General features: G+C 59.4%; 17 protein-coding genes. 6 read left to right on the plus strand and 11 right to left on the minus strand.

Features of this window, described 5'->3' with window-relative positions; translation table 11 throughout:
* Window positions 1–111: 111 nt before the first annotated feature.
* The 10 genes from NQF86_RS00780 to ccmC all read right to left on the minus strand — a co-directional run bounded on the left by NQF86_RS00780 (window position 112) and on the right by ccmC (window position 8,721).
* On the minus strand, window positions 112–1,518 hold the full coding sequence (locus tag NQF86_RS00780; RefSeq protein ID WP_266115722.1) for a class II fumarate hydratase: 1,407 nt from the start codon (window positions 1,516–1,518) through the stop codon (window positions 112–114).
* Between the two features lie 39 nt (window positions 1,519–1,557).
* Entirely contained in the window at window positions 1,558–3,225 is a 1,668-nt protein-coding gene (locus NQF86_RS00785; protein WP_266115723.1) for an NAD-dependent malic enzyme, read from the minus strand.
* A gap of 80 nt (window positions 3,226–3,305) precedes the next feature.
* Window positions 3,306–3,683, minus strand: a complete 378-nt coding sequence (locus NQF86_RS00790) for a hypothetical protein (protein WP_266115724.1) — start codon at window positions 3,681–3,683, stop codon at window positions 3,306–3,308.
* Window positions 3,680–4,138, minus strand: a complete 459-nt coding sequence (gene ccmI / locus NQF86_RS00795) for a c-type cytochrome biogenesis protein CcmI (protein ID WP_266115725.1) — start codon at window positions 4,136–4,138, stop codon at window positions 3,680–3,682. The genes NQF86_RS00790 and ccmI overlap by 4 nt, the downstream gene beginning before the upstream one ends.
* 4 nt (window positions 4,139–4,142) lie before the next feature.
* On the minus strand, window positions 4,143–4,595 hold the full coding sequence (locus NQF86_RS00800; protein ID WP_266115726.1) for a cytochrome c-type biogenesis protein: 453 nt from the start codon (window positions 4,593–4,595) through the stop codon (window positions 4,143–4,145).
* Complete coding sequence (locus tag NQF86_RS00805) at window positions 4,592–5,191, minus strand: redoxin domain-containing protein (protein WP_266115727.1); 600 nt, start codon at window positions 5,189–5,191, stop codon at window positions 4,592–4,594. The genes NQF86_RS00800 and NQF86_RS00805 overlap by 4 nt, the downstream gene beginning before the upstream one ends.
* Complete coding sequence (locus tag NQF86_RS00810) at window positions 5,188–7,206, minus strand: heme lyase CcmF/NrfE family subunit (RefSeq protein WP_266115728.1); 2,019 nt, start codon at window positions 7,204–7,206, stop codon at window positions 5,188–5,190. The genes NQF86_RS00805 and NQF86_RS00810 overlap by 4 nt, the downstream gene beginning before the upstream one ends.
* A gap of 1 nt (window position 7,207) precedes the next feature.
* Window positions 7,208–7,756, minus strand: a complete 549-nt coding sequence (gene ccmE / locus NQF86_RS00815) for a cytochrome c maturation protein CcmE (RefSeq protein WP_266115729.1) — start codon at window positions 7,754–7,756, stop codon at window positions 7,208–7,210.
* Window positions 7,757–7,789: 33 nt separating this feature from the next.
* Entirely contained in the window at window positions 7,790–7,981 is a 192-nt protein-coding gene (gene ccmD / locus NQF86_RS00820) for a heme exporter protein CcmD (RefSeq protein WP_266115730.1), read from the minus strand.
* Window positions 7,978–8,721, minus strand: a complete 744-nt coding sequence (gene ccmC, locus NQF86_RS00825) for a heme ABC transporter permease CcmC (RefSeq protein WP_266115731.1) — start codon at window positions 8,719–8,721, stop codon at window positions 7,978–7,980. The genes ccmD and ccmC overlap by 4 nt, the downstream gene beginning before the upstream one ends.
* A gap of 180 nt (window positions 8,722–8,901) precedes the next feature.
* Here ccmC and NQF86_RS00830 point away from each other — a divergent pair, with 180 nt between their 5' ends.
* Both NQF86_RS00830 and NQF86_RS00835 read left to right on the plus strand, forming a co-directional pair.
* Window positions 8,902–9,321, plus strand: a complete 420-nt coding sequence (locus NQF86_RS00830; protein WP_266115732.1) for an EVE domain-containing protein — start codon at window positions 8,902–8,904, stop codon at window positions 9,319–9,321.
* A 53-nt stretch (window positions 9,322–9,374) separates the two neighbouring features.
* A complete protein-coding gene (locus NQF86_RS00835; protein WP_266115733.1) occupies window positions 9,375–10,193 on the plus strand; it encodes an EcsC family protein in 819 nt (272 codons plus the stop codon).
* A 71-nt stretch (window positions 10,194–10,264) separates the two neighbouring features.
* On the opposite strand, the gene NQF86_RS00840 is transcribed toward NQF86_RS00835, so the two are convergent.
* Complete coding sequence (locus NQF86_RS00840; RefSeq protein ID WP_266115734.1) at window positions 10,265–10,462, minus strand: hypothetical protein; 198 nt, start codon at window positions 10,460–10,462, stop codon at window positions 10,265–10,267.
* A 32-nt stretch (window positions 10,463–10,494) separates the two neighbouring features.
* On the opposite strand from NQF86_RS00840, the gene aat reads away from it, so the two are divergent.
* From aat to NQF86_RS00860, 4 genes are all read left to right on the plus strand, one after another.
* Entirely contained in the window at window positions 10,495–11,169 is a 675-nt protein-coding gene (gene aat, locus NQF86_RS00845; protein ID WP_266115736.1) for a leucyl/phenylalanyl-tRNA--protein transferase, read from the plus strand.
* Between the two features lie 118 nt (window positions 11,170–11,287).
* Entirely contained in the window at window positions 11,288–12,136 is an 849-nt protein-coding gene (locus NQF86_RS00850) for a hypothetical protein (protein WP_266115737.1), read from the plus strand.
* Between the two features lie 19 nt (window positions 12,137–12,155).
* Window positions 12,156–12,659 carry a thioredoxin-dependent thiol peroxidase gene (gene bcp / locus NQF86_RS00855; RefSeq protein ID WP_266115738.1) on the plus strand — a complete coding sequence of 168 codons (504 nt, stop codon included), beginning with the start codon at window positions 12,156–12,158 and terminating at the stop codon, window positions 12,657–12,659.
* Window positions 12,660–12,816: 157 nt separating this feature from the next.
* On the plus strand, window positions 12,817–16,149 hold the full coding sequence (locus NQF86_RS00860) for an AsmA-like C-terminal region-containing protein (RefSeq protein ID WP_266115739.1): 3,333 nt from the start codon (window positions 12,817–12,819) through the stop codon (window positions 16,147–16,149).
* Window positions 16,150–16,160: the final 11 nt, after the last annotated feature.

Genomic DNA, 16,160 nt, shown 5'->3' on the forward strand with positions numbered 1-16,160 from the left:
GGAGGGTCGTCCGTATGGGCGGCCCCGCTTTCTATGAGACAGGGATAGGAAAAAGGGCCTGACGGTATATTCCGTCAGGCCCTTCCCATATGTGTCGCATGAGGCGTGTGATTACGCCTTGGGTGGTGTGATGTTCGGCTGGAGCATCAGTTTCGGGTCAGCGACACGGTCATATTCCTCACCTGTCATGAAGCCGAGGGCGAGGGCACTCTGGCGGGGGCTGAGGCCATGTTCCACGGCATGATGTGCGACCTGAGAGGCCTTGTCATACCCAATGCTGGGGGAAAGAGCCGTGACCAGTACGAGGGAGTGGTCAAGTTGTTTGCGGATATGTTCCTCATTGGCTGTTGTGCCTTCAATGAGGAAGCGGCGGAAGTTCTCCATACCATCATGAAGCAGGGTGAGGCTCTGCATGATGTTCTGAATCATGAGAGGCTTATAGGCGTTCATGTCCAGCATTCCGCCAGCACCGCCCATGCCTACAACGACATCATTTCCCATAACCTGAAGGCAGAGCATCGTCAGGGCCTCGGCCTGTGTGGGGTTGATCTTGCCGGGCATGATGGAGGAGCCGGGTTCATTCACGGGCAGGTTCAGTTCACCCAGCCCGGCACGGGGGCCGCAGGCAAGCAGGCGGATGTCATTGGCAATTTTGAACAGACTGCCCGCTAGCGTCCGCAGGGTGGAGGAGAGATGCACCAGCGCATCATGAGCCCCTTGAAGGGCGAATTTGTTAGTGCCGCTGGTGAAATCAAGCTGGGTGAGACGGGCAATTTCCTTGCAGGCCCGTGCAGCGAATTTTGGGTCGGTATTCACGCCGGTGCCGAGGGCTGTCCCTCCCAGAGCGAGGGGAAGCAATCCGTCACGGGCCTGTTCCAGACGCTGGATGTTGTCTTCCAGCATTCCGGCATAGCCTTCCCATTCCTGCCCCAACGTGATGGGTACGGCATCCTGAAGATGGGTCCGGCCTACTTTCACGATGTGCTTCCACTGCGCTGCCTTGTGGGCAATAGCTCCGTGCAGCCGTTCCAGAGCTGGAATCAGGCGGCGATGAGTGGTCAGTGCACTGGCGATATACATGGCACTGGGAAAGGTATCGTTGGTGGACTGCGCCATGTTCACATGGTCATTGGGGTGCAGTGGCTTTTTGCTGCCCAGCTTCTGCCCGGTGATCTGGCTGGCCCGGTTGGCGATGACCTCATTGACGTTCATGTTGAACTGTGTGCCAGAGCCCGTCATCCAGACATGAAGCGGGAAGTGGCGGTCATGCATCCCGCTCATGATTTCATCACAGATGCGGATGATGAGATCAGCTTTGTCATTTTCCAGCCGCCCGCTGGCGGCATTGGCGACAGCACAGGCCCGCTTGAGGATCGCATAAGCCTCAATCATCTCACGGGGGATGAGCTCCTGCCCGATGCTGAAATAGCGGAGCGACCGCTGGGTCTGCGCTCCCCAGAGAGCCGTCTGGGGAACATCAATCGGGCCGAGGCCATCAGTTTCTGTACGGTTTGCCATGTACGGGGGTCCTGCCAGAGGAAGATGAAGAAAAGAGGATCAGACGGCCTGATAGGGCTGATAGCGGGGCCGCCAGCTCAGGGCAGATAGAGCCTCCTGCAAGGCGACATCATTAAAGGCGGGGCAGAGCTGTTCCTTCTGGGCCTGTTGGGCTACGGCATAGGCCACTCGTAGGGCCACGTTCTGGATGTTTTCAAGTGGGGGAAGGAGGCTGGTCCCGCCTGTTTTCAGGGGGGAGAGAGCGGCTACAGCCTGAGCGGCAGCCATAATCATGCCTTCACTGATGCTTTTTGCCTTGCAGGCCAGCGCCCCGAGCCCAAGACCGGGGAAGATGTAGGAATTATTGGTCTGGTCGATGGTGATGCTGCGGTCGTCAATCTCCACGGGTGTGAAGGGGCTGCCCGTGCTGACAATGGCCCGCCCGGCTGTCCATGTCAGAATGTCCATCGGTGTGGCTTCAACATGGCTGGTTGGATTGGAGAGAGGGAAGATGATTGGGCGGGTGCAGTATGATGCCATCTCCCGGATCATTCCTTCCTTGAACAGTCCTGCCTGACCGGAAACACCAATGAGAATGGTGGGATGTGTCTGGCTGATGACATCGGCCAATGTGCGCCCCTGTCCGTTCTGAGCTGTTTCGTCCTGACGGGCAAACAGGGCCTGCCCTTCGCTCAGCCCTTCCATGTCGTGCGTCAGCAGGCCGTTGCGGTCCACGATGTAGAAGCGCTTGAGGGCATCTTCCTGCGATAGACCTTCGGTCTTCATGGTGGCAAGGAGCAGCTCGGCAATACCGATCCCGGCCGCACCGCCGCCTGCAAAGGCGATGCACTGTTGTTCCAGTGTTTCTCCCTTGGCTTTCAGGGCGCTGAGGATGGCGGCTGTGGCAATGCCTGCTGTTCCCTGAATATCGTCATTGAAGCTGGGCAGACGCTCCCGATAGCGTTGAAGCAGCGGGGCAGCATTGCGGCCAGCAAAGTCCTCCCAGTGCAGCAGGCAGTCCGGCCAGCGGCCAAGCAGTGCCGTTACGAATTCCTCAATGAAATCCGCATAATCCTGCCCCTTCAGGCGGGGGCTGCGGCTGCCGATATAGGTAGGGTCGTTGCGGAGCGTGGCGTTATCCGTGCCGACATCCAGCGTTACGGGCAGCATCAGGGCCGGGTTGACGCCAGCGCAGGCCGTGTAAAGGGAAATCTTGCCGATGGGGATGCCCATGCCATTGGCACCGAGATCACCGAGACCAAGGATGCGCTCGCCATCCGTGACGATGACGAGGCGAATGTCATCATTGGGGATGGCGGCCAGACGCTCGGCCATGTGGCCCCGGTCCGCCCCGGAAAGGAAGATGCCCCGTGGCTTCTGCCAGATTTTGGAGAATTCCTGACAGGCCTGCCCAACGCCCGGCGTGTACACAACCGGCATAAGCTCTGCGAGATGCTTCTGCATCAGGGCGTAAAAGAGTGTCTCGTTATTGTCCTGAATGGAACGGAGGCGGACATGGCGGTCCAGAATGTCCGTTTCACTCATGATGTTTGCATAGGCCTGATCGACCTGTTCTTCCAGTGTATGGATGCCAGGGGGAAGCAGCCCATGCAGCCCCAGAGCCGTGCGTTCTTCCCACGGGAAGGCGGTGCCCTTGTTCAGGAGCGGGTCATTCAGCACAGCCATGCCACGCTGGGCAACGGGGCGGGAAGAAGGCGTAGCGGGCATGGGTATGATCCTCCGGAATCAGGGCAGGCTGGAAAATGGTGCCGATGATAGGCTCATGGAGGGTGAAAAGGAACCCGCCTTCAACCTTTGTTAAGGTGTAGCCATCGATCCCCCGCAAAGCGGAATTGGGCAAAGATGAATCCTGCAGCCAGCCCTGCCAGCATGAGCGGGATCACCCAGAGGGAGAAAGGAGCAAAAAGCTGGGGAAAGAGTAACCGGGTAAGGCTCAGAACGAGCGCCAGACCACAGAGAGAGCAGATCAAACTTTCCCGCCGGACAGGGCCATAATGTTTTTCTGCATGGCAGTGGGCGCACTGGCTGGCAGTTGTCTGGATGGGCTGATGACAGCAGGGGCAGGCACTCAGGCTGCGAGCGGGCAGGGGCTGGGTGGTATTGCCCAGGCGTGTGGCTGCACTGCGGGTGAGACGGGCGAAATATGATGACGGACCAGACTTCATGGTTTTGCGCCCTGTGTGCTGGGGGAAGGTGTCATGGTACTGGCAGGCGGCATGATGGGCGATGTCTTGAAAGCAGACGCCTGAACCTGACTGGCAGGCTGCGGCCCAAAGAAAGGCTGCCCGTTGATGGCATAGAGGAGCAGCGCCAGTATCGGCACAAGCACCAGAGTGGCAATGCCTATAATCTTATGCGCATTGCCAGAGCCGGAGAGGCTTTGGGGTGGGTTCGAGACATGATTGATGATGTTCCGTTCCGTCTCGATGCGGGCAGCATCATAGGGCTGTTTTTCCAGCAGACCTGCCTGCCTGTCCCGGTCCAGAGAGTCCAGCCGCCGCTGGTAGAGGGAGAGGGTTGGGTCTTCCGTCTGGCTGGAGACCCGTGTCCGCATGATGAGACTAAGCCCGACAGGCAGCCCCACGAACAGGCAGATGAGGGCAACGATCAGAAGCGACATGGGGTCAGTCCTTTTTCAACATGCTGTTCAGGGTACGGCGTTCTTCTTGTGTGAGAGGAGTCGGCGGCGGAGCGGAACGCTGCCAGAGGCGCCGTACCAGCAGCAGCGCTACCATAAGGCTGAGCAGGGGCATAAGCCAGAGCAGGGCCGTGGCAGGCGAGAAACCGGGGCGCAGCCGGATGAACTCGCCATAGCGCTGGGTCATCCATGTCTCGATTTCCGTGGCGGAGCGCCCCTGCTGGAGCTGCTGGCGGACAATATGGCGCAGGTCTCTGGCTAGCGGGGCAGAACTCTCCTCAATGCTCTCATTCTGGCAGACGAGGCAGCGGAGCTGCTGGCCGATCTGCTGGGCTTTCTGTTCAAGGGCAGGGTCAGGCAGCATTTCATCCGGCGTATCCACGGCCAGACAGGGCGTGATGGTGAGGAGCAGCAGGCAGAGGGCAAGGAGCAGCCTCACGGTTTTGCCTCCAGATGCGGGATGATTTGCGTTTGATAGATGGTCTCTGTCAGTGCCCCTGTACCATGCCAGACAATGCGCCCTCCTGCCTGAGGATCGGGCATGATGAGGAAGGCTTCCGGTACGCCTGTCACGCCCCAGTCTATGGCGCCTTGCCCATCCTGATCCATGCCCAGCCGGGTGAAAGGGTGGCCTGCCTGTTCCAGCCAGTGGGCAGCACGGGCGGGCTGGTCTTTGTAGCAGAGGCCCCAGAGTTCCAGCGGGGTAGCATCGCTGGCCAGAGAGGCGGCAAGCTGCCGAAGGAAAGGGATTTCTTCCACGCAGGGCAGGCACCATGAGGCCCATACGGAGAGCAGAACAGGCTTCTTTATGTTCTGGAAGTTCTCACGGGTCAGACCGGGCAGACCGGGAGCGTCAGGCAGGGGCGGTAGTGCAGGGAAGCCGGGGACGGGCTGGCCTGTCAGAGGGGTATTGATGGCTCTGGGGTCAAAATGCCCCTGATTCAGACCATGCAGCATACGGACAAACCCGATCCCCAGCCCGGCAGCCCCCAGCGCAGGCAGAGCGGCCAGAAGATGGCGGCGTGTCAGTCTCATGACCGGGCCTTTCGTGCTGAGTGCATCAGACGCCGCCGTGAAGGCAGAAGATGCAGCCCGCCCCCCAGAGCCATGATGATGCCGCCCAGCCATATCCATGAGGCAAGGGGATTTTCATGCAGGCGCAGAATGGCACTGTAATGGCTCTGACCCTGCGGATCATGTTCTTCCTTCACACTGCCGAGGGCAGCGTAGAGGTCTTCCAGAGGCCGGTGAAGAATGGCGACATGAAGCGTTTTCTGGCCTTGTTGGGGGAATAGGCGGATTTGCGGTTCCAGTTCGGCAAGGAGGGGCCCGTGAGCATCATGCTGGCGGATGGTCAGATGTGCTTCCACCGCCTCATAATTGGGACCGTGATGAGGCGTCAGGGCCGTGAGTTCCCAGTCACGTCCGGCCAGTGTGGTATGGGTGCCGGGTTTGGCTTCTATGAGGCGTTCCTGACTGCCTGCCATGCCGCAGAGGCCAAGAATGGTTACGCCTACGCCAATATGGGCGAGGCTGGCTGCCCAGAGGCTGCGGGGTAGCCGGTGAAGCTGGCGGTTTCCTTCTGGTAAGGCGTAGAGGCGGAAAATCAGGTCCAGCAGCGCAGAGCTGATGACCCAGAGCGCAAGCAGGGCGGCAAACGCTGCCAGCGGTGTGGAGAACAGCCAGAAGGCGGGCAGGATGTTCCCGGCAGTGACGAGCAGGGCAGGAGCCAGACGGGGTATCAGCCGGTCCGTCCGGGCCTGCCGCCATGGCAGGGCCATGCTGGCCCCCATGACGGCCAGAAGCGGCAGGGTCAGCGGAATGGTCGTGGCATCAAAGAACGGTTTGCCAACGGAGAGGGTGCGCCCAAGAAGAAGCTGCATGAAGGGCGGGTAGAGCGTCCCCGTCAGCACAACAGCGCAGAGCGTGCAGAGCAGAATGTTGTTGAGCAGCAGGGCTCCTTCACGGGAGAGCGGGGCAAAGCCTGATTGTGAGGATGCCAGAGAGGGGGCACGGATGGCAAAGAGCAGCAGGCTCCCTCCACCATAAAGGCCCAGCAAGCCCAGAATGAACAGTCCACGAGCCGGGTCATTGGCAAAGGCGTGAACGGAATTGAGAATGCCCGACCGCACCAGAAAGGTTCCCGAAAGGGAAAAGGCAAAGGTGGCAAGAGCCAGCAGCAGACACCAGCCCTGCAGAAGGTTTCGTTTCTCCACGACCAGAACGCTATGGAGCAGGGCCGTACCCGTCAGCCATGGAATGAGGGCGGCATTTTCCACCGGGTCCCAGAACCAGTAGCCACCCCAGCCCAGCACGGAATAGGACCACCATGACCCAAGCGTGATGCCCAATGTCAGCAGCGCCCACGCGCTGATGACCCACGGGCGCATGTATCGTGCCCAGAGCGTATCAGCCTTGCCTTCCAGAAGGGCGCTGATGGCGAAGGCGAAAGGCACGGCAAAGCCGACATAGCCACTATAGAGCAGCGGCGGATGCACGGCGAGGCCGGGGTCCTGAAGGAGTGGATTCATGCCCATCCCGTCAGCCGGAACAGGCCAGAGCCGCAGGAACGGGTTGGAGGTTGTCAGGCAGAAAAGCTGAAAGCCTGCCCCTACCAGTCCCAGAAGGGCCAGAATCCGGGCCCGTAGGCGGTCGGGCAGTTTTTCCGGTCGGGTGGTACTCTGGCCGGGGAGCAGGGCCAGCCCCGCACACCAGAGGCTTAACAGCGTCACCCAGAGCAGCAGCGAGCCTTCATGATTGCCCCAGAGGCCGGCAATCTTATAGGCCCATGGCTTGTTGATGGCCGAGGTCTCGGCAATGAGCTTCAGGGAGAAATCATCTCCCAGAGACGCCATGATGAGACAGACCCATGCAAAAAGCAGGGCAAGACACTGGCTGAGCGCCAGAGGGCGGGCCAGAGCTGTCAGGGGACTGTCTGCACGGCGGAGGCCGATGAGCGGCAGGACACCCTGCATGAAGGCCAGCGCGCAGGCCAGAGCCAGAGCAAAATGTCCGCCTTCAGGGCAGAAGAATGTTGTCAGAAAGGCCATGCTACTCCGCAGCTCCCGGCCTGTTCGGTGGCGTAGGCTGAGGGGCGGTCATGCTGTTCCAGCTCGCAGCATCCGGGGGCGGGCCGAAGCGTGGGTCCCATTTGCCGGTTTTCTGGAGGGCATCGGCGACTTCCTTGGGCATGTAGGTCTCGTCATGCTTGGCGAGAACCTCGCTGGCTGTGAAACCGTTTCCGTCATAATGGCCCAGGGCCACCACGCTCTGTCCCTCCCGGAACAAGTCCGGCAGGATGCCCCGATACTGCACGGTGATGGCCGCCTGACCGTCTGTCACGTCAAAGCGGGCTTCTGGCGTGTTGTCTGTGGCGTGGCTGGTATGGAGGGAGCCTGCCACGACCATTCCCCCCAGCCTGATGGTCTGGTTTGATGAGGGTGGATGAGCCAGCATCTGCGAAGGCGCCATGAAAAAGACGATGGTGCTGGAAAGCGCATTGAGCACCAGTCCCACCGCACTGCCAAGGCAGAGAAGACAGGCCAGAATGATCCAGAAACGTCCCGCCTTGCGGCGGGTGAAGGGACGTGAGGCAGACATACCGTTCCCGTTTAAAGACACACGGGCAGGCTGTTAATCCTTTTCCTGCCTGTCGGGCTGATTTGCCGTCTTCGCCTGAAGGCGCTGCATGAGGGCAAGCCTCCGTCCTGCCCGGCGCAGGCGGAGCAGACTGCTGCCGGTCGTGATGATGAGGGCCATGACGACCAGCCCGTAGCTGGCCAGCACGAAGCCCCAATGTGGCGGCCAGTGAGCGGGGTTCATCATGGCAGGGGCTCCCGCAGGGCAAGGGATTGGGCACGGCGTTCCAGCAGGGCCGCACGGGTGCGGATCAGCAGCAGGGCAAGGCCCGTCAGGGTGAAGCCGACCGTGCAGACAAGCAGGGGATGGAACATGCTCATCGCCATGGCGGGGGCCCCGGTCAGGGTAATGCTGTCAGGCTGATGCAGGGTGTTCCACCACTGCACGCTGAACTTGATGATGGGCAGGTCCACCACACCCGCCAGAGCCAGCAGGGCCGCCGCACGCTGCCCCCTCATAGGGTCGTCAAAGGCCCGGATGGTCAGGACATGCCCGACATAGAGAAAGAACAGAACGAGCATGGAAGTTAGCCGGGCATCCCAGACCCACCATGTGCCCCAGCCCGGCTTGCCCCAGAGGGAGCCGGTCATCAGGCACAAAGCGGCGGCGGTGGCACCTAGCGGTCCGGCCTCAAGGGCCACGACACTGGCCAGCGGATGCCGCCAGACGAGGGAGAGCATTCCGCAGAGAGCTAGCAGCACATAGTCTGCAGAGGCCAGCCACGCCATGGGGACATGTAGATACATGATGCGTACCGTCTCACCCTGTTGCCAGTCTGCCGGGGCAAAGCACAACCCCCAGATCAGCCCTGCGGTTAGTATGGTCAGACCAGCTATCAGGCAGGGCAAGGTGAGGGGACGGGTAACGTGCAGGAACCGGGCCGGGCTGTTTGCCCATCGGCCGGAAGGGGGAGTGGAAGGAAACATGCGGGGAGTATGGCGGCTTACCGGAAAGAAGAAAAATGAAAAAAGGCAGGGCCGTCCATTTTGAAAAAGCCCTGAAGTCAGGCATTGTAAAGCAGAGTGCCATACACGATATGGCTGCAGATAGTCAGTCCGCCGGATGGAGGAATGCTCCCGGCGGGAAAAATGGGGAGACAGTGACGTATGGCCTTCTGGCTTATCAAATCAGAACCGGCCTCCTTTTCGTGGGATGAGCAGGTGAAGAATGATGTCGAACCATGGACAGGCGTGCGGAACTATCAGGCCCGCAATAATCTGAGCGCCATGAAATGCGGGGATAAGGCCCTGTTCTATCATTCCGTGACGGAGAAACGCATCGTAGGTGTGGTCGAGGTCGTGCGGGAAGCTTTCCCCGATCCGACAGCGGATAACCCCCGTTGGGTCTGTGTGGATGTGAAGGCCGATGGTGCCTTTAAGGCGCCTGTCACTCTGGCGGAGATCAAGGCGGACCCGGCTCTGGAAAACATGGCACTGCTCAGGCAGTCCCGCCTTTCTGTTGCCCCGGTCACCGAGGCAGAGTTCGCCTATCTGACCCGTAAGGGCCAGTGGGAAAAAGCGCAGTAACAGGGAGCAGTCCTTTCGGGCGGCCCGCTCTGGGAAATGAGGAGATTCAGACCATGACGGAACAGCGTAAGGAGCATGTGCCCAGTGCAAGTTTCCTGTCTCAGGACCTTGATACGGAGGCTCTGGCCCAGCTTCATGCCGTGCTGGATGGCGTGGAGAAAGGCCGGGGTACGCTGGCCCGTCTGGGGGATTTGATGGGTGGTGCCGTTGGCCGGGCCACGCATCTGGGGTTGCAGGGCCTGTCCCTTGCGCCGGGCCTTCAGGAGAAGCTCCAGAAGCTGGCCAGCTCAGCTCTGGATCAGGCCTATCGTCTGGCTATTCTGGGGTTGGAGCGTAAGGGCAGTGCAGGTGCCAGCACACGGCGTGAGAATCTGATTCAGGCGGCTGTGGCCGTGTCTGGTGCAGCGGGTGGTTTTGGTGGCTTTGCCAGCATGGCACCGGATGTAGGCTTCACTACGCTGGCCATCATGCGGGAAATCGCTGCGATAGCGCAGGAAAATGGTGAAGACCTGCGCAGTGAAGAAACACGCCGGGCCTGTTTGGAAGTCTTTGCCCTGCGGAGCATGGGCGAGCAGAAAGGCGAGGGTGAGCTGGGCTTCTTTGCGGCCCGTGGGCTCATGCGGGGCCAGCCCCTTGTGATGCTGATGGCAGAGGTTGCCGGTCATTACGGCATGGCCCTGTCCCGCAAACTGGCGGCTCAGATGGTGCCGGTGGCAGGGGCTCTTTGCGGTGCCGCCATCAACTCGGCGTTTCTTGCCCATTACCGGGCGCTGGCCAAGGCGCATTTCACTATTCGCAGGCTGGAGCGCACGCACGGTTCTGCCGTGAAGGAAGCGGCCGATGCCTATCGGGGCAGCCGTTCAGAAGACTGAATATCCAGTCGGGCGTGACAGACATAAGGGCGGGCTCCCATCAGGGGCCCGCTTTTTTCATGTGGGGGCGTTCAGTGCTGTTCTGTGCGGCAGAGCTGGTACAGCTCCAGCGGGCCGAAGATGACAATGCCGATAATGGTGAAAACACGCATGATACCCATGAGTGGGCTTATTGCAGGCCAGATAAGCTGTAGGAGAAAGGACAGAGCCAGAGCGATCGTATAGACGTAGGTCTGAGATGAAGGACGTGACGGGGAGGAGCTGGACATGATTCGGCGTCTCTGCATGAAAGGGCTGATTCATGGAGCTTATCACATCTGAGCTGCTTCTGCGTGCCTATGGGGAAGGACTGTTCCCTATGGCCCCTGATGAGCATAGTGATGAACTGGAATGGTTCTGCCCGCAGGAGCGCGGCATCATCCCGCTGGAAAGGCCCGCCCTGCCCAGACGGCTCATGCGTACCGTCATGGCAGGGCAGTACCGCCTATGCAGTGATGAAGACTTTGATGGCATGATGCAGGCCTGTGCTCAGATGACACCATCCCGTACGGAGACATGGATCAGCGGGCGCATCCGACAGCTTTATGGGGAATTGCACCGGCAGGGTCATGCTCATTCTGTGGAGGTGAGAGATAGGGAAAGCGGCGCCCTTGTTGGGGGGCTGTATGGCGTTTCCCTCCGGGGAGCCTTCTTTGGGGAAAGTATGGTGTCCCGTGTGCGGGATGCGTCCAAGATTGCGTTGGTGCATCTGATGGCAGCTTTGCGGCAGGGCGGGTACAGCCTGTTGGATACACAGTATGTGACACCTCATCTTGCCAGTTTGGGCGGGATAGGTGTGCCCTTTGCTGCGTATAAGGGGATGCTGGATGCTGCCATGCAGGGGGATGCCCGCTGGCCGGGAGATGTGAGTCTTGAGGCCCTGCGGCCGGAGCTGGAAAAGCTGGCAGAGCGTCCGGCCACGCAGCAGAAACCATGACGTAATATTTTCTCTCTGGCCCTGCCATCATGGTCTGATATGCTCAGACCTACTTTCAGGCTGGCGCTGTCGGGTGCTGGCAGATGAATCCGGGTTCTGACACAGGGGGAGAGCATTCATGCAGTGGCGTATCAGGAGAGTTTCGCAACGGCAGGATGATGCAGGCCGGGGGATGGGGTCCTCCGTGGTGGCTGCATGTGGGGCCGCTGTGATGCTGGCCTGTGGTGTTGCCAGTGCTGCCCCGGTGGGAGAACATCCTCCACTCTCGCCGACACGGGATGCCGTGGTGACGTACCGTTTTCAGACGGAAGTTCTGCCGGGTAAGGGGAATGAGGCTGGGCCGGAACATCAGGTGACGGTGTCTTTTGCTGCATCGGGTGATCGTCTGCGGATTGACCCTGATGATGGGCAGAGTGCCACTATTCTGGATCGTCCTGATCAGATCATGACGCTCATCAGCATGAAGGAGCGGCGTTATGTACAGCTTCGCCCCATGCATGGGCTGCATAACCCTTTCTTCCTCGGTTTGGGGATGGTCTATCACGCTGGCGATATGAAGCAGATTGCCAATGTGCCCTGTCGTGAATGGGCTATTGAAAGCCCCCGTGGCAAGGCAACGGCCTGCGTAACGGATGATGGTGTGATTCTGGCGGAAGATGGGGTCGATGCGGATGGCCTTGTCGGGCATCTCCGGGCTGTTTCCGTAACATATGAGGACATACCGGCAGACCGTTTTCAGCCACCGGCAGGATTTCAGAAGTTCAATCCTCTTGCCAAGGTGAAACTGCCAACTCAGCCACCGCAGGCCCAGCCTGTTCCGGGTGCGGCACTGGATGGGAGCGGCCGTGGTCTCAGCCGCCCCAATGGGGCCGATGCCGCCACGCCAGATCAGCCTCATAGCCCGGATGATTCCGTGGGGGATGGTAGCGTGACCCACAGCGATCAGCCAGACGGTGCAGGGCAGTAAGAACATGACGGAGAAGGTTATGTCTGTAAAAAAAGATGATACGGCTCTGGCTGTTGGCCTGCCAGCCCCGGTCTTCACGCTGGAAGGTGTCGGGCCGCAGGGCGAGGAGACTGTGAGCAGCGAGGCGCTGAAAGGGGCTCCTTATCTGCTTTATTTCTACCCACGGGCTTCCACACCGGGTTGTACAACGCAGGCCTGTGATCTGCGGGATCATCTCTCTGAACTGAATGTCCCCGGTGGCAAGGGGCTGCGGGTGCTGGGTGTCAGCCCGGATGGTGTGACGGCACTGGAAAAGTTCATCACGAAACAGTCCCTGAACTTCACCCTGCTGTCAGACAAAGAGCACAGCCTTGCGGAAGCCTACGGTGTGTGGGTGAAGAAGAAGCTGTATGGGAAGGAGTTTATGGGCATTGAGCGCAGCTCTTTCCTGATTGATGCGGAAGGACGCATCGCCGCCTGTAAGCGTAAAGTTCGCCCCGCCCAGCATGTGGCGTGGGTTCAGGAGGTTCTGGCGCAGCTCTGACGTCAGGTTTGACTCGCTGTTTTGGTATCGGTCCGGTAATCTGGTGAGGGTTGCCGGGCTTTTCATGTTTACCGGCCTGTCGCTGTCATGTGTCTGGTGCCCGGTATCCTTTTACGAAGGCATTCTTTGACATGTCTCTTTTCCGGGTTGCCCTCTCATGACATGGCAGACAATTCTGCGCCGCGTGGCTTTTGGTCTTCTCGTGCCGCTGGTCGGGCTTCTTCTGGCCGTGACGCTTCTTCTGGGCCGTCTGGCACAGGGGCCGCTGGATGTGACGGGGTTGTCCCACCGTTGGGGTGGAGCCTTGACTCATCTGGGAGGTGGTACGCTGAGCTGGGAGCGTATGGCGCTCTCATGGCAGCCTAGACAGCAGGGACATTCCTCAAAGCTTCTGTTGAGTCTGGATAAGGTCCGCTACAGGGCTGGGGCAACGGGGGAAGAAGACGGGCTGGTCGAAGCCGACTTGCCGATACAGACGCTGGATCATGTCGGTGTTGTCTTCAAGCTGGCGAGTTTGTTTCATGGTCAGGTAGGCATCAGGTCTCTGGATGTGCAGGGGCTGAATCTGACGGCGTTCCGGGGTGCTGAGGGGAATTTCCAGCTGGGGAATACGCATCACAGAAAGAGGCATCACGGCTCGGCTGGTGCGCCACCTCTGGCTTCTGTCATGCCCTATCATCTTGATCTGCATGACATAACATTGACGGTCCGGGATGAGGTCCAGCCTGATTCTATGATGGTCGTGTCTCTTTCGGAGCTGAAAGCGGATTATTCTCGGCTGTCTGGCTGGCAGGGTCATATGACGGCGTCCATTCAGGCGCCGGGGTTGGGGAGTGGGCCGGATGTATCCACTGTCAGCCTGACAGGTAACATTGCCCCTGATGGGCAGGACACAACACATTGGCAGTTAAATCTTTCATCAATGCGCCTGCCTGTTCTCGCTTCATGGCTGCCTTTGTCTCCAGCGCAGCGGAAGGGGTTTGATGTACCCAACCTGCCGCTGGCGCTGCATGTTGAGGGACAGTTGAATGGGCGTGATGTGCTGGGGCAGTTCGATCATCTGGAAGGTGTGCTGGAAGCCGGGGAAGGTGAAATCGACCGGCCCGGTAAGATACCGTTCCGTCTGACAACAGCCCGTTCGTCCTTCCGGCTGGGGCCTGCACAGGCTGGTCAGGCTGAACCGCTGGCCATGACCTTGCATTCAGATATCAGTGCGCTGGATTCCCTCAATAATACAGTGCCGTTCATCATTGATGCTCATGGTCGGATGGATCATCTGAGCAGCCCCAAAGATATTGACCTGACCATTGATGGTAATGTGGCAGCGTTTGATTTCGCCACGCTGGCCAGTGTCTGGCCGGATGGGACAGCCCGTGGTGCCCGCCGCTGGATGACGACCAATATGACGGCGGGTCGGGGTGAGAATCTGAATCTTCAGCTTTATTTTGCCAGCCATACCGGATGGGGCGGGCTGGACGTAAAGAAGCTGGGTGGCGACCTGATCGGCCATGGCCTGAATGTAACATGGATGGAAGGGCTTCCGCAGGTTACGGGCGAGTATGCCCATGCCCATTTCATGGATGATGGCCGCCTTCTGATCGAACTTCAGCATGGGCATCTTGATGATGGGCGAGGGGATAAGGTTCTTATCCCGACAGGGCGTATCATTCTGAGTGGCCTTCTCGAGCGGGAACAGATGGGGGATTTCTCGCTGAATATGGAAGGTCCGCTCCCTGCATTCGTAACGGTCCTTTCCAGCCCGAGGCTCAATCTTCTGTCCCGCCATCCCGTCAATCCTTCCGAAACCGGTGGTGATATGAAAGGGCTGTTGACCCTGAAGCTGCCGCTCAGAAGTCATATCCGTATGGATGAAATGTCATTCGGGGCGGAGTTCGACTTTCGCAATGTATGGATGACCATGCCGTCATTAGGGCGCATTCAGGAGGGTTCAGGGCACCTTTCCGTGACGGATACAGGTCTGACGGTGAAGGGTGGTGCATCATTCCGCGGTGTTGCGGTGAAGGGCAGCCTGTTTGACAGTTTTCAGACCAACATGCCGGGGCGCCTTTTGCTGAAGGCTGATCTGACAGCTCCGCTGGGGGCTTCAGAACTGCGTAGCCTCGGTGTCCCTTCTATGCTGGCGCAGGACTCTGTCTTGCAGGGCAAAGGGCAGGGGCACATTGTTTACAGCCAGTACGGCGAGGGCTCTGGCCACAGGAATGGCAAGGCGGAAGTGGAAGCCAATCTCGAAGGGTTAGGGGTTCGGGCACGTTTCTGGCAGAAGCCTGTCGGGGTTCCGGCGGGGCTCCGTGGTAGTGTCATGTGGCAGGATGGACGGCTGAACCGTCTGGAAGATGTGCGTGCCTATGGGCCGCAGCTGTCTCTTGAGGCTTCTGGGCGTATGCGGCATGACCAGCTCGGTGGGATCAGTCTGACCCATTTTCAGGTGGGGCGCACGACAGGTAGCGCCATACTGGACTGGCCCGTGAAGGGTACCAGTGTTGACGGGCGCTATCAGATTGATGTTCAGGCCCGTACATTGGACATCACGCCATGGCTTGGCGGGAAGAAAGCAGCCCCAGCATCACCCCCCACGGCTGATGAAGTTGCTGCCGCTAAAAGTAAGACGAGCTCGAAGAAAAAGGGTAAAGAGTCGCATTCTGCGGAAGACATTCACATCGCTACGCATATGGAGAAGCTCTTTCTGCCAGAAGGTATCTGGAGCATCGGCGTTCGTGCGGACAGGGTGATCTATGGAAATGAGCAGAATGCCAGTCATATGAAGATCGGGCTGCGCTGGGCGGCGCAGCGCCTTCAGGAAGCCTCTTTGCATGTGGCGCAGCCTTCCATCAGTTTTGATATCCTGCCCGCTGCCGGTCAGATAGGAACGCTGGATGTGAAGCTGGCCATTGCCGATTTCGGTGGGCTTCTGGCGTCAACCGGGGTGTATGACCAGCTTTCTGGTGGTGCGTTCGACCTTCAGGGACAGTGCAAGCCGGTAGGGGCTGCTGTGTCCGATGCTGAGCACAGCATGGGGTTGGGTCTTGGTGTGCCGCCTTTTGTCGGGACGCTGCGGGTGGACCATATGACGTTGGAAAATCCACCGGCGCCTCTTGTTATTGCTACTCTGGCGGCACCGATGCATTGGGGGCAGATATCCCGCAAACGCTTTGAGGATGTGCGGCTTAGAGCCTCATTCGGTGTGGCGGGAGCACGGCTGAATCTGGATGATGCCAGAGCGAGCAATGCCATTTTCGGTGGGACGATGACGGGGCAAATAGACCTCGATCAGTCCATGATGCAGATGAAAGGGACGCTCTCGCCATTCTTTGGGGTGAATCAGGCGGCGGGCAGCTTCTTCGGCGCTAAAAAGGGGCGGGGCATTATGGCGATGACCTATACGCTGGAAGGCCCTTTGGCCAAACCGGAGATGCATGTTAACCCCTTCTCGGCCTTTGTGCCCAGTGTGCTGCGGCGCCTGTTTGAGTGAGAGGCCATAAG

The organism is Bombella pluederhausensis (assembly GCF_026385525.1).
GTDB classification, from domain to species: domain Bacteria; phylum Pseudomonadota; class Alphaproteobacteria; order Acetobacterales; family Acetobacteraceae; genus Bombella; species Bombella pluederhausensis.

Coding starts and splice junctions, on each gene's coding strand:
- NQF86_RS00780 (WP_266115722.1), bottom strand. CDS start 1,518: ATGGCAAACCGTACAGAAACTGATGGCCTCGGCCCGATTGATGTTCCC.
- NQF86_RS00785 (WP_266115723.1), bottom strand. CDS start 3,225: ATGCCCGCTACGCCTTCTTCCCGCCCCGTTGCCCAGCGTGGCATGGCT.
- NQF86_RS00790 (WP_266115724.1), bottom strand. CDS start 3,683: ATGAAGTCTGGTCCGTCATCATATTTCGCCCGTCTCACCCGCAGTGCA.
- ccmI (WP_266115725.1), bottom strand. CDS start 4,138: ATGTCGCTTCTGATCGTTGCCCTCATCTGCCTGTTCGTGGGGCTGCCT.
- NQF86_RS00805 (WP_266115727.1), bottom strand. CDS start 5,191: ATGAGACTGACACGCCGCCATCTTCTGGCCGCTCTGCCTGCGCTGGGG.
- NQF86_RS00810 (WP_266115728.1), bottom strand. CDS start 7,206: ATGGCCTTTCTGACAACATTCTTCTGCCCTGAAGGCGGACATTTTGCT.
- ccmE (WP_266115729.1), bottom strand. CDS start 7,756: ATGTCTGCCTCACGTCCCTTCACCCGCCGCAAGGCGGGACGTTTCTGG.
- ccmD (WP_266115730.1), bottom strand. CDS start 7,981: ATGATGAACCCCGCTCACTGGCCGCCACATTGGGGCTTCGTGCTGGCC.
- ccmC (WP_266115731.1), bottom strand. CDS start 8,721: ATGTTTCCTTCCACTCCCCCTTCCGGCCGATGGGCAAACAGCCCGGCC.
- NQF86_RS00830 (WP_266115732.1), top strand. CDS start 8,902: ATGGCCTTCTGGCTTATCAAATCAGAACCGGCCTCCTTTTCGTGGGAT.
- NQF86_RS00835 (WP_266115733.1), top strand. CDS start 9,375: ATGACGGAACAGCGTAAGGAGCATGTGCCCAGTGCAAGTTTCCTGTCT.
- NQF86_RS00840 (WP_266115734.1), bottom strand. CDS start 10,462: ATGTCCAGCTCCTCCCCGTCACGTCCTTCATCTCAGACCTACGTCTAT.
- aat (WP_266115736.1), top strand. CDS start 10,495: ATGGAGCTTATCACATCTGAGCTGCTTCTGCGTGCCTATGGGGAAGGA.
- NQF86_RS00850 (WP_266115737.1), top strand. CDS start 11,288: ATGCAGTGGCGTATCAGGAGAGTTTCGCAACGGCAGGATGATGCAGGC.
- bcp (WP_266115738.1), top strand. CDS start 12,156: ATGTCTGTAAAAAAAGATGATACGGCTCTGGCTGTTGGCCTGCCAGCC.
- NQF86_RS00860 (WP_266115739.1), top strand. CDS start 12,817: ATGACATGGCAGACAATTCTGCGCCGCGTGGCTTTTGGTCTTCTCGTG.